Genomic DNA, 13145 nt, shown 5'->3' with positions numbered 1-13145 from the left:
ATGGCCAATGTTTCCATTCGCGAACTTGCAATCGATTTCGGCAGCGTCAGCGTTCTGAAATCGCTCAATCTCGAAATACAATCAGGCGAGTTCATCGTGCTGCTCGGCCCGTCCGGCTGCGGCAAGTCGACCTTGCTCAATGCGATTGCCGGGCTGACCGACATCACCGACGGACAGATCTGGATCGGCGACAGGAACGTCACGTGGGAGGAGCCGAAGGATCGCGGCATCGGCATGGTATTCCAGTCCTACGCGCTCTATCCGACGATGACGGTGGAGGGGAATCTTTCCTTCGGGCTGCGCATTGCCGGCATGCCGAAAGACGAGATTGCCCAGCGTGTCGACCGCGCCGTGCAGATCCTGCAGATCGATCCCTTGCGTAAGCGCCGGCCGGGCGAATTGTCTGGCGGTCAGCGCCAGCGTGTCGCCATCGGTCGCGCGCTCGTGCGCGATGTTGATGTCTTCCTGTTCGACGAGCCGCTCTCCAATCTCGACGCCAGGCTCAGAACCGAGCTGCGCGTCGAGCTGAAGCGCCTGCACAGCGGCCTCGGCTCCACCATGATCTATGTGACGCACGACCAGATCGAGGCGCTGACGCTCGCCGATCGCATCGCCGTCATGAGCGGCGGCGTCATCCAGCAATTCGCCACGCCGAAGGAAATCTACCGGCGCCCGGTCAATCGCTTCGTGGCAGGCTTCGTCGGTTCTCCTTCGATGAACTTCCTGTCCGGGCAGGTGACGAGCAATGGCGGCGTGCCGGCCTTCGCTTTGCCCGACGGCCGCAAGATCGATCTCAACGGTTACGAGTTTTCCGGCACGCCGGGCGAAGGTCGCAAGGCGACGCTCGGCGTGCGGCCCGAGCAGATGCAGTTCCAGCCCGCGGGTAGCCGGGCCGCGAGCCTGCCGGCAATTTTCACCATCGTCGAGCCCATGGGGTCGGACAATCTGATCTGGGGCCAGGTCGGCAGCGAGACGCTGTCGGTGCGCATCGACGCCGACGAGGAGGTCGCGCTCGACCGAGAGCAGCCGGTCTATTTTCAGCCGACGCTCGCGTCGTTGTTCGGAGAAGACGGCCAGCGCCTGTAAGTCGCCGTGCCGCGCGTTCGACCGAGCGCGCGGCAGGATTGTCATGCCCTGACTTCGAAGACCATGTTGAACGGCGTTTCGGTCGCCTTGCGGAAGTGCGAATAGCCCGCATCCATGGCAACCTTGCGCAGTTTCAACTCGCCGGCTTGCGCACCCAGACCCAGCCCGACTTCCTGCGATAGCGAGGCGGGTGTGCAGATCATCGTCGATGCGCCGTAGAAGACGCGGCCGACAGGGTTGAGGTTGTCCTTCAGGCAATCATGCGCGAAGGGCTCGACGATCATCCAGGTGCCATCGTCGGCGAGGCTTTCCTTGACATGTTTGCCGGCGCCGACCGGATCGCCCATGTCATGCAGGCAATCGAACATCGCCACGAGATCGTATCCGGCAGCCGGGAAATCCTTGGCACTTGCCTGCTCGAAGGTGATGCGTCCGTCGACGCCCGCTTCCTTTGCGGCGGCTTGGGCCCGTTCGATCGAGGGCAGATGGTAATCGAAGCCGAAGAAGGTCGAGTTCGGATAGGCCTGCGCCATCAGGATGGTCGAGGCGCCGTGGCCGCAGCCGACATCGGCAACCGCGGCGCCGGCCTGAAGCTTTTCATGCAGTCCGTCCAGCGCCGGTATCCATTCCGTAACGAGATGGCTGTTGTAGCCCGGCCGGAAGAACCGCTCCGTGCCACGAAACAGGCAGGCGCTGTGCTCATGCCAGCCGAGGCCGCTGCCGGTTTTGAAGGCATTGGCGATCTTCGGCTCATCCAGCCACATGGATTGAACCACGTCGAAGGCACCATTGAAGAAGGCGGGGCTGCTTTCCTCCGCAAACACCATGGCCTGCTCCGGCGTCAGGTAGAAGCGTTCGGTTTCGTCGTCATAGCTGACATAATCGGCCGCCGCCTGCGCCGACAGCCATTCACGCACATAGCGCTCCTTCACGCCAACCTTGTCGGCAAGCTCCGCCGACGTCATCGGTGTTCCGTCCGCCATGGCCTTGAACAGACCCAGATGATCTCCGAGTGTCACCAGCACACCCGAGACCGCCGCGCCGACATCGCCGACCAGGCGCCCAACCAAGGCATCGAGCTTCTGCATATCAGGTTCGCGCATGACATCCTCCTCCCAGAATTGATGTAGCGTTCCATCCGATATATTCGGAAGCCTCAAAATACTCCTGGGTGAGACAGTAAGCAATGATATGGCGGGACAAAGTAATACTTGCCCCGCTGATGAAGATATAGATTACTTGTTTGAATTAATTGAAGTTTTTTATTGAGGGTGTTGCGATTTTTCAGCCGGCACGCGCCAGTTCTTTTTCCAAAACGGAAATAAAACGCGGATCATCCGCAGTGATATCCGGAGCAAAACGGGCGGCAACCTTGCCATCGCGGCCGATGAGGAATTTTTCGAAATTCCAGACAATGCCGCCATCTTGCCCGGTTTCAAGGCCGTGTTTCGCCAGCCGTTCACGCATGGGGCCGTCTCCGATCGTCTCGACACCGGAGGCGATCAGGCTGTTATAGAGCGGATGGCGTTCCTCGCCGGTGACGGCAATCTTGGAAAACATCGGAAACTGCACATCGTAGGTCAGAGTGCAGAAGCTCAGTATTTCGTCGTTGCTGCCCGGTTCCTGGCCCTTGAAATCATTGGCGGGGAAGCCGGCGATGACCAGACCTTCGTCGCGTTTCTCCTCATAGAGCTTTTCCAATCCTTCATACTGTACCGTCAGGCCGCATTTGGACGCGACGTTGACGACCAGGATGACCTTGCCGTGAAAGTCGGCAAGCGTCGTATCACTGCCGTCGATTCTCTTTACCGGAATATCGAGCACGCTGTCGGTCATTTCATTCAACTCCAAAATGATTTTGATCTACCGTATAATAAGCTGTGACCCTAAGCACACTATACTATCAATGTTTTGCCTCGACGGATTGTCGCATTTGCCGCTGCCATTATCCTGCGTCGCTGCCAGTTGCGCGATAAAACGACGTAGGGACACGTGGAGAATGCCAATGTCAAACCGGTGTCAGTAAACCAATCGAGCTCTTATCGTTCCCGGAATCTGACGAAGCGCCTCAAGTATATCATTCGCTCTCTGGCCAACGCCTTCGGCTTCGACAACCACGTAACCTGTTTCGCCATGCGTCTGCAGGAATTCGCCGACGATGTTCAGTCCGCGCGACGAAAAAATCGTGTTCAAACTGTTTAGGATGCCTGGGCGATTTTCGTGGACATGGATGAAGCGCGTACCGTTTGGACGCGGCGGCAATTGAACCTGGGGAAAGTTGACCGCACCCAGTGTCGAGCCGACATCGGAATATTCGACGAGCTTGCGGGAAACCTCCCTACCAATGCGCTCCTGGGCTTCTTCGGTCGACCCACCAATATGCGGGGTCAGGATCACGTTATCCAGGCCTTGCAGCGGCGTTTCGAAGCGCTCTTTGTTTGACGCGGGTTCTTTCGGGAACACGTCGACAGCCGCCCCTGCGAGATGTCCCTCTTTCAAAACCTTCGCAAGCGCTTCGAGATCGACCACGGTACCGCGGGAATTATTGATGAAAAAGGCTCCCTTTTTCATTCTGCGCAGCTCGGCCTCAGTTATCATGTTTTGCGTCGAACTGGTTTCCGGAACATGCATCGTCACGAAATCAGAGATTTCGAGGAGTTCGCCGAGCGAAGCCATGGATTCCGAGTTGCCGTGGCGAAGCTTGTCTGAAGGATCAAAATAGCGAACGTTCATGCCCATGCTTTCCGCAAGAACGCTAAGCTGCGAGCCGATGTTGCCATAACCCACGATGCCAAGCGTTTTGCCGCGCATCTCGCGACTGCCTTCAGCTGACTTGTCCCATCCGCCTTGATGAGCGGAAGCCGAACGCGGGAAAATCCGCCTTGTCAGCATGATGATTTCGCCGATGACAAGCTCAGCGACCGACCGCGTATTCGAGTAGGGAGCGTTGAACACAGGGATACCGCGTCGGCGGGCTGCATCCAGATCCACCTGATTTGTTCCCACGGAAAAACAGCCGACGGCCATGAGCTTTTTGGCGGAGCTGAAAATTTCCTCTGTGAGCTGCGTGCGTGAGCGAATTCCGATGATATGCGCTTCGGCTATATGGCTTTTGAGGTCCTTATCATCGAGGGCCTTTGGCAGATGAGTGAGATTGACGTAGCCCGAGGATACAAAGTAGTCCACCGCGCTCTGGCTGATCCCTTCCAATAGAAGTACCGAAATCCGATCACGAGGAAGAGAAAGCTGTCTGGTCATTGAATTACCTTTGATTCTCGAATTCTATCTGGCGGGCGTCACTCGTCCGCCCAGAGCTCACACCCACGGTCACATGACTTAGCGGCCATCCGACAGGCAGTGCAAGAACAAACTCAAGTCCATCGCCGCTTACTGGCCTGTGCTCTGATCGGTAGCCGGCATGAGGGCCGATCCGTTCATTCAGCTCCGTGATAGACTTGGGAAAATAGCAGAGAGTTCCGCGAAATCCGAAACTGATTGCCGAGAAAGTTGCACAAATCCCATCGGTTAATTTCAAAACCTATCAGTTTATAGGCATATTTCCGAGTTTATATTCGATATATCTCATTAAAATTGCAAAAACCAATAGTATTAAAATACATAACTGTCGATTGAATTCGAATGTCGATCGATGAATTTATAGATCTGATAATATTTCATAAAATACGACGCGACATTGTCGATAATTATTGTTATAGTAAGCGGAATCGCGGACCTATTTCTTGCGAATGATCTTTCTGGCGCATTTTAGAGTTTTTATGACTGGCAGGCGGTTCCGGTGATGGAGAAAGTCGGATTACATCAGCTGGATACGAAAAATTTCGCAGGGAAGCGAGAACGCCCTGCGGATGAGGTTTTCAGCGGGATTGACACTATTTCGAGGCAATCTCGCATGGATATCAAGCCGACGGCGCAGCGGGCGACAATATGGGTCGACCGGAGGCAAGATGCGGATAGTGGCGCAGATGTTCTAAAGCCGATGAAGTCAACGGCTCTTGGAATTGATGCCGACTTCCGATTACCCCATCGCACAGAGCAGGTCAGGCTGGCCAGACAGCTGGTCAAGGAAGCAATACCGGACGTTCGACATCTCTTTAATCGGGCACGGCGTTATCGCGATATCCAATATGATTCTGCCGGGAGAGTGGTGGGAAAGCTTATGTCGCGGCGGCCGGCCGATGTTGTTGCGTTAATCGGTGCTGAAAAACCCAAGGACGGTCGGGAGGGAACTCTCTTTCATTCGCTGGCCGTAAGCGCATTGGTGATTGCATTCGGCCGCGGTTTGGGATTGAGCGAAGATACGGTTGGCCTTCTCGGTTTCGGCGGATTACTGCACGACATCGGAAAAATGGCTTTGCCAACGAAGCTGTTGGAGGCATCTGGTCCATTGGATACCGCCGAGCTCATGCTTATCCGGACACATCCGGAGTTGGGGCACGAGATTCTCAGGCAAATCAAGAATATACCGAAAGTCGTTTTAGATATTTGTCTTTATCATCACGAGAGGTTCGATGGCTCCGGCTATCCATACGGGCTTGTCGGAGCCGATATCCCCGAGGCCGCGCGCATCGCTGCAATCTGCGATGTCTACGATGCTCTTACGACCACGAGGCCATATAAGACCGCGTGGTCTCCCTATGAAGCAATCTATGCGATGCTCAGATCGACCGGACAGTTCGACCCTGTGCTGTTGAACGCGTTTGTATCTTGGATAACGAGCGACGGCGTCACCCAATAGATCAACGGATCGCAGGCATGCTGCGTTGCAGCCGAACGGTGGCTGCGTTCAGCTGCGGCAAATTTGCACCTGCCATTCTTCGCTCCGCAAAGCGCGCGAGCCACCTCCGAGAGACAGACAGAGCCGGATCGGCGGTCGTGGCGATGACTTTCGCTAAGTATACGAGACAGGACGCAGGATCCGATGCGGAGAAGATACGCAACCCGAACTACGTTCAGGCAATAGTACAACCATGTTGTGATCGGTAATGAAACAGGCCGATACTGGCGCCATCCTTTAATCTGTATATGGCCCAGCAGTCATTGCTAAATATGAAGATCTCGTAATATATTCTCTTAAAGCGGTTGCTACGTTCTGGTAAGTTACGACTCACGCCCGGTCGTTCGATGAGACTGCGATTGTTGATGCGAAGGGGCCGATGCGGACACACCAGATCAAACTGGACAATGGCCGGATTTTGCGTGGCCGGCTTGGAGGACGAGGCCCTATGCCCGAGAACCGAGTGGATCGGTCGCAGCGAATTCCATATGGGTCCGAATCCGCCAACGGTTCAGAGGCGATGATTTCGCTTTGGGATCTCGATCTCAAACTGCTCGATTCCTCCAAGAGATTCAAAGAGCATATCGGCCTTGCCTTCCGAAACGAGATGACGCTGTGGGAAGCTTACCCGACGCTTGCAAAACCGGCGTTTGCCGAGCTCATTCGTCAGGTCATCGATACCGGTGAGCCCCGCACGATCCGGCTTGACGATCCGAAGCGGCGAAATGCAAGCGTCCTCGTCTCCTCTATCCGCGCGGGGCTTCTGATTGTCGAAACCAACGGCGCAATTACGAAGGATGTTTCGCCATCCGCAGACGACGAAAAAGCGCTGCTTATCCATCAGGCAACGCATGATGTCTTGACCGGATTACCCAATCGCCGTCAATTCAGCTCGGCACTGGCGCAACTGTTTCCGGTGAGCGGCAAGATCGGGCCGGTGCTGATGCAGCTCGATCTGGACGATTTCAAGCCCGTCAACGACACGCTTGGCCATGGCGCCGGCGACATCGTGCTGAAACTCGCCGCCGAAAGAATCAAGGATGCGCTCGGCCGGGGCGGAACGGTCTACCGTCTCGCCGGCGATGAGTTCGCCATAATCCAGGCCGGCACGCAACGAACCCTCGAGGCAGAAAAACTGGCGGAAGCGCTGGTTGCGGAGTTCAAGAAGCCGTTCACGGTCAACGGCATCTCTGTCTTCGTCGGGGTCAGCGTCGGGATCGCAATTGCGCCGCGCGACGGCAATGAGGGGGAGCAGCTGATGAAGGCTGCCGATGTCGCCCTTTATGCCGCCAAGCAAGAGGGACGCCGGCGTGCGCGGACTTTCGATCCGGCCATGCTGATCGTGGTCGAGCAAAGGGAGCTGCTGCGGCGCAGCCTGCGCGTGGCGCTGCAGCGCGACGAGTTCTTCATCGAATATCAGCCGCTGGTGAAGCCTCCGTCCAATGTGGTCGGTTTCGAGGCGTTGCTGCGCTGGCGGCATCCAACCCTCGGAGTCATTCCCCCGGCGGCTTTCATTCCCATGGCCGAAGCCGATGGCCTCATGCGGGACATTGGTCAGTGGATGCTGGAGGAAGCCTGCCGCGAGGCCCTGGCATGGCCCGCGCACTATACGCTTGCGGTCAATCTTTCTCCGGCGGAGTTCCTGACACCGGGCCTGACCGATCGCATCTCTCAAACGCTCGATATCGTCGGATTTCCAGCCGAGCGCCTGGAGCTGGAAATCACCGAAGGCGTGCTTCTCGAGCGGACGACCAACAATCTCGACACGCTGAACACGCTCAACGTGCTCGGCATTCAGATTTCCCTTGATGATTTCGGCACGGAATATTCTTCGCTCAGCTACCTCAAGAATTTTCCCTTCGATACGATCAAGATCGATCGCTATTTCATCAGGGATCTTCTGCAGGATACCAAAGGGCAAACCATTGTACGCTCCGTGATCGGCCTCGCTCATGGCCTGGACATGCAGGTGACCGCAGAGGGTGTCGAAACGCAGCAGCAGGCAGTCTGGCTCCAGAAGGAGGGCTGCGATCGCCTGCAGGGCTACGGCATCAGCCCTCCGCTCGGCGCTGACAAGCTTGATGATTTCATAAGGCAGGGCGCGCGCACTCAATCCATCGCGACATTCGGCGAATTTCACGCCAGCCCGTGAATTTCCGAAGCGCATTTCATTCGGGAGTTTCTCGAGAGTACCATGGAGAGGCAAGTGGACGCGGCTTTCAAGCCATTGCTTGAACTGGAAATGGAGATGGCGACCCTGGTGGCGGACTGGTCGCATTGCGATCAATGCGCCGCTTATCTGGCCCGCATGGTCAGCCACGATCGCCACGATTCCATCCGCCATGCCAATCTGCTTTCGGCAGCTCTGAACGAGCTCTTCGAGATGTCCTTCCACACCAGGGAGAGCGACGGTGTTCTTCGCTGTCGTTTCTATCGAAACGGCACGATCGAACGGATCGAATTGACCTTTCCCTGCTCGGCCGAGCAACGCAATTCATATGAGACAATCGTCGAGCGCATCGGAAACGGCCTGGCGTTGGCAAACTATCTCGATGTCATCACCGATGACGCTGCGCGCGCTGAGCACGCGATCCTTCTCGGCCTTGCCGTCAACTACGATGCAGACATCGAACTGTCCCCTCAGGATACAGGAATGATGACTTTCGTGGTGGATCTCGCGCTTGAGAGGCTACTCAATTGAGCAATCTCTCCTCTGCACGTTTCACGGCGCAATTTGACGTCAATAATCAGGAATTCTCCCTGGCAGGGGTTCTCAGGCCGCGTTCGGTTGCGGAGCTTGCCGATGATCTCGCGCTGCTGCGCGACGGCATCGAGAGGGTGAACGGCGTCTGCTATGTCAATCTGAAGCGTGTCACCCATATGAACAACACGGCGTTCCGCGCCCTGACGCATGTCCTCCTCGATGCCACGCGATCGAGGCCCGATCTCAAACTGACGGTCATCGCTTCGAGCGTCGTTGCATGGGCATCGCGACTGTTTCGCCATTTGAGCGATCTGTCGCCCAATATCACCGTCGAGATCTATGATTCCGCCTTCTATCCCGGGCAGACATTCGTAGAGGACCAGAGCTTCATACCGATCCTCCGCACGCAGACGAAAATGACGTGGCGGCACGAGCGCGAGATACTGCCGCGGCACGGCCTTCGCGAAGGCTTGCATATCGCCGACATCTGTTGCGGCATCGGCGATTTCGCCATGCTGCTGCGAAAGGATTTCAAGCCGGCGCGGATCGTGGCTCTCGACCATTCGGTGCCCAGCCTGGAATATGCCCGCAAGGTGGCGGACGACTTCGGCGTCCAGGATATCGAATATACCTATGGCGATGCATCCCAGATGCTGTTCGACAGCGACCAGTTCGATTTCGTGACCTGCAGGCACTCATTGCAGATCTTCGACCGCCCGGATGTTCTGCTTCGGGAGCTCTATCGCATATGCAAGCCGGGCGGCAGGGTCTACATCACCAACGAGAAGAACTCCCATTGTCTTGGCGAACCCAGAGCCGACAGCATCCAATGGACCTATAACGAGGTCGCGAAGCTGTTCGCCCATTTCGATATGGATGTCGAAATGGGTCCCAAGGGTCGCCGCATGCTGTTGGATGCCGGCTTCAAGGATGTGCGGATGGAAAGCTTCATGGTTACCAATCTCGACGGCGACCCACAGGACTTCGCCGACATCATCACGGCGTGGCAGAATGTTTATGCCGATGAAATGGCGGTCAGAAGAGGAGATTCGGCCGCATTCATCGAGCGATTCAAGCAAGGTTTCGCCGATCATATTTTTGCCGCGCTCCATCCAAGAGGCTATGCCGGCTGGCCGATCTGGGCTTCATCGGGACAGAAACCGCTATGACAGACACGCCAATTGCCAAGCAACGGCTCGGGCTGCGTTCATTTCGTGCCAAGTTTCTGCTCGTCGTCGGGGGGGCGGTTCTGTTCGACCTCTTGGTCAGCGGTGGCCTTGCGCTTTGGAACGTGCAGCGCCTTTCGCGCAACGCCACGACCGAGGTAGGACAGGGCCTGGAAAAGGCGAGCCAGGATTACATTCGCTCCTATGCGGATTCCACCGCCGCAGAAGTCGGTCTGCTGATCGACCAGGTCCATTCCGATGTGAAGGCGTTGGCAGGCGTGCTTCAGGGACAGATCGACGATCCGGCGAGAAGTGTCGATGTCGGTGCCGCCATGAGCAGAGCTTCTCCAGGCGCCGTAACGGTGACCTACGATCCGGTTGGCCAATGGTCGCAAAACCCACCCGGCACGCCCTCGGTCATCAGCGTCTGGGGTTATCTGCTCGACAAGGATCATCATCCTCTGCCCCAGGTGCAGGCAGACATAGAATGGAGCGCGGTGCTCGATCTGGTTGCCCCTTCCTTGCTGCATAACGGCGCATCGAAGCTACAGATGTACTATATCGGCCCGAGGGAGCGTCCGATTTTCCGGACTGCGCCCTATACGACGCAGGCACAGACCTTCGACAAACTTTATCCCGGACACAATAGCGCAGACTTCTGGACCTTCTTTTTTCCGGGCCTCTATGAATCCTGGCAGCAATGGGCCTCCAACCCATCATCGCGCCCGGTTGCCGATTACATCACCCAGACAGCCCCCTATACCGACGCCATCACCGGCAAGCTGATCGTCAGCTTTTTTCATCCGCTCTGGACCCCGGATCGGCATCGTTTGGCCGGTGCCGCCGGCGCCGATATCACGCTCACGCAACTTGCCGAAATCGTTGAACACGTCAAAGTCGCCCAAACCGGCTTCGGCTTCCTTGCCATGTCGAACGGAAACGTCGTTGCAATCAACCCGGTGGGCGAAAAGGTCATCGGCTTGCGCGCCGCCAGCGATGCTGCCGCCAAGGGAGTTACCGGCCTCGACCGGTCCTTGCGCAACAGCATGCAAACGGCCATCACCAAGCTGCCGCTCGACGCCGATGGTGTGATCCAGCACATCAGCCTCCGCGAACAGGGAGAGGACGTTCCCTATCTCGTGGTTGTCAAGCAATTGCCCCCGACCAATCTTTGGGTGGACGGACCCGTGCAGCGCGAGGTCATGTCGCTGGGAATAGTGGTGCCGGAGCGCGAGATCTATGCCTCGCTCATTGCCGCCAAGGACGAGATATCGCGGGCGACCAACCGCATCCTGCTCTATCAGATCATGGCGGTCCTGGTGTCCCTGATCATCGTCACGGCGGCGGTGTTTGCTGCCTCGAAGCGTGTCACCAGCGGCATCAGCGCGCTGGCGAGCGCCGCCAAGCGCATACAAGCGAAGGATTATTCGGTCAGGGTCGATATCTCGACCAGGGACGAGGTGGCGGAGGCCGGCATCGCATTCAACCGGATGGCGGAGGATATCAGTTTCCACACCGAAAACCTCGAAAACCTCGTTTCGGAGCGAACCAAGGAGATTGAAGCGGCCAAGGAAGAGATTTCAGCTCTCAACAGCCAATTGAAGAACGAAAACCTGCGGCTGGCTGCGGAGCTCAATGTCGCCAGGCAGATCCAGCTTATGGTCCTGCCGCGGGCCAAGGAGCTGACGGCCAACAAGCATCTGGAGATCGCCGCCTATATGCGCCCGGCCGACGAAGTCGGCGGCGACTATTATGATGTTCTGCAAAATGGAAACAACCTGAAGATCGGCATCGGCGACGTGACCGGCCACGGGCTGGAGAGCGGCGTGCTGATGCTGATGGTGCAATCGATCGCTCGCGCCCTGCAGGAGGCAGGCGAGATGGATCCGGCAAAATTCCTGACGGATCTCAACCGTGCAATCTTCAAGAACATCGAACGGACACGGACCGACAAGCATCTAACCTTGTCGTTCCTCGACTATGACGGCGAGAAACTGACGATATCCGGTCAGCACGAAGACATGATCATTATTCGCCGAGACGGCAAGGTGGAGCGGATAGACACGGGCGATCTCGGTCTTCCTGTCGGCCTTGAGCTCGACATAGCTCCCTTTATCGACACGAGACAAGTGCCTTTCGAGAAAGGCGACATGGTTATCCTGCATACCGACGGCGTCACCGAAGCGGAGAATTCAAAGGGCGAGCTGTTCGGCTTCGATAGGCTTTTGGAGGATGCGCGCCGGCTGCATGGCGGGACTGCGGAAGAAGTCGTCGAGGGCATACTCGACGATTTGATGGCCTACATCGGGACCCACAAGATCCATGACGATATTACCCTCGTGGTGATGCGGCACAGGTGAGGAGATGGCAACGGCAACTTTCGGCAGGGTAGATCTGTTTTCGTTCGACGCCGCCAATGCTCTACGCATCCGTCTGTTCGACGGTCCGCTGCATTTGGCGTGGCGCCATTCGGCCATCACGTCCGATTTTATCGCGGAGACGATGGCGCTTGGTTTCCGCGCTTCCGAGCGCCAGTACAAGACGGTGCGACACGACATCGGTTACCTGACCAACGAGCTCATCGAAAATTCCATCAAGTTCCGCGCTTCCGGCGAAATCCTTATCGAGGCCTTGCTGGATACCCATCATTTCAAGATGCGGATCGTGAACCTGATCGACCGTGAAGCGACTGCCCGCTTCCAACAACTGTTGCAGAAGGTAACGGCCGGTGATCCCGGTGATCTCCTTATAGAACAGATCGAAGCAAGCGTTCTTGCAGGAAGCGATGCGTCCGGGTTAGGACTGTTGACACTGATGAGCGACTACCAGGCTCAATTGGCCTGGCATTTTGATGAGCATGGTCCGCACAGGCAGATCAAGCTGCAAACCTATGCCGCGATGGCGATTTCATAGACGTGAACCCGCGAGAGGCCCTTTATGGAAATCAAAGAAGAAGCATTCCGCGTCTGGTCCGAAGGCAGTACCTTGTATTTCGACGGGACCATGCGCATGGCGGGTCCTGACGCCTACGCGCCTGTCTATGATCTGGCCAGGGAGATTCTTTATGGAGGCAGTGGCAAAGCGACTTTCGATCTGACTGGTCTACAGTTTTTGAATTCATCGGGTATCAATCTGCTGGCTAAACTGACGATCGAAGCACGCAAGAATCCGGATATTCACCTCACCATATGCGGCTCGTCGCAAATCCCCTGGCAGATGAAATCCCTGCCAAATCTCAAGAAGCTCCACCCTCATGTGGATTTGCGTTTGACGTAACAATGCCGCTCATTTCGGCACGACCGCCTCGAGATGGCGAAAGACCGCAAGCTCGCTCATTCTTTGAGTATTCATGTAGACGGGTAAAATATTGGTCCGTATCACCGCTCAAATCAGC

The 13145-nt window shown here is 56.7% G+C and carries 11 protein-coding genes; 8 read left to right on the top strand and 3 right to left on the bottom strand.

Annotated features, from left to right (window positions below; all coding sequences use genetic code 11):
- Positions 1-1086: an ATP-binding cassette domain-containing protein gene (locus FHT84_RS22460; RefSeq protein ID WP_183764016.1), complete on the top strand. Its 1086-nt coding sequence runs from the start codon at positions 1-3 to the stop codon at positions 1084-1086.
- Between the two features lie 41 nt (positions 1087-1127).
- On the opposite strand, the gene FHT84_RS22455 is transcribed toward FHT84_RS22460, so the two are convergent.
- From FHT84_RS22455 to serA, 3 genes are all read right to left on the bottom strand, one after another.
- The gene (locus FHT84_RS22455) at positions 1128-2189 is read right to left on the bottom strand and encodes a class I SAM-dependent methyltransferase (RefSeq protein ID WP_112342346.1); all 1062 of its coding nucleotides are present in this window, start codon (positions 2187-2189) and stop codon (positions 1128-1130) included.
- Between the two features lie 181 nt (positions 2190-2370).
- The gene (locus tag FHT84_RS22450; protein ID WP_112342345.1) at positions 2371-2922 is read right to left on the bottom strand and encodes a glutathione peroxidase; all 552 of its coding nucleotides are present in this window, start codon (positions 2920-2922) and stop codon (positions 2371-2373) included.
- 183 nt (positions 2923-3105) lie between these two features.
- Entirely contained in the window at positions 3106-4344 is a 1239-nt protein-coding gene (gene serA, locus FHT84_RS22445) for a phosphoglycerate dehydrogenase (RefSeq protein ID WP_112342344.1), read from the bottom strand.
- Between the two features lie 652 nt (positions 4345-4996).
- Between serA and FHT84_RS22440 the strand changes: the two genes are divergently transcribed.
- The 7 genes from FHT84_RS22440 (at position 4997) to FHT84_RS22410 (ending at position 13027) form a co-directional block, all read left to right on the top strand.
- Positions 4997-5842, top strand: coding sequence for an HD-GYP domain-containing protein (locus FHT84_RS22440; RefSeq protein WP_162736955.1), 846 nt, complete (start codon positions 4997-4999; stop codon positions 5840-5842).
- Positions 5843-6329: 487 nt separating this feature from the next.
- Positions 6330-8033 carry a bifunctional diguanylate cyclase/phosphodiesterase gene (locus FHT84_RS22435; RefSeq protein ID WP_183764019.1) on the top strand — a complete coding sequence of 568 codons (1704 nt, stop codon included), beginning with the start codon at positions 6330-6332 and terminating at the stop codon, positions 8031-8033.
- A 42-nt stretch (positions 8034-8075) separates the two neighbouring features.
- Entirely contained in the window at positions 8076-8582 is a 507-nt protein-coding gene (locus FHT84_RS22430) for a ubiquinone biosynthesis methyltransferase UbiE (RefSeq protein ID WP_113249718.1), read from the top strand.
- Positions 8579-9754, top strand: a complete 1176-nt coding sequence (locus FHT84_RS22425) for a class I SAM-dependent methyltransferase (RefSeq protein WP_113249717.1) — start codon at positions 8579-8581, stop codon at positions 9752-9754. Before FHT84_RS22430 ends, FHT84_RS22425 begins: the two co-directional genes overlap by 4 nt.
- Positions 9751-12111 carry a SpoIIE family protein phosphatase gene (locus FHT84_RS22420; protein ID WP_113249716.1) on the top strand — a complete coding sequence of 787 codons (2361 nt, stop codon included), beginning with the start codon at positions 9751-9753 and terminating at the stop codon, positions 12109-12111. Before FHT84_RS22425 ends, FHT84_RS22420 begins: the two co-directional genes overlap by 4 nt.
- A gap of 4 nt (positions 12112-12115) precedes the next feature.
- The gene (locus tag FHT84_RS22415) at positions 12116-12664 is read left to right on the top strand and encodes an ATP-binding protein (protein WP_113249715.1); all 549 of its coding nucleotides are present in this window, start codon (positions 12116-12118) and stop codon (positions 12662-12664) included.
- Positions 12665-12688: 24 nt separating this feature from the next.
- A complete protein-coding gene (locus tag FHT84_RS22410) occupies positions 12689-13027 on the top strand; it encodes a hypothetical protein (RefSeq protein ID WP_112342337.1) in 339 nt (112 codons plus the stop codon).
- Positions 13028-13145 lie beyond the last annotated feature (118 nt).

The organism is Rhizobium sp. BK289 (genome assembly GCF_014193575.1).
Lineage (GTDB): Bacteria > Pseudomonadota > Alphaproteobacteria > Rhizobiales > Rhizobiaceae > Rhizobium > Rhizobium tropici_C.
Note: the sequence above shows the minus strand (reverse complement) of the source record. Positions and strands in the feature narration are given on the sequence as shown.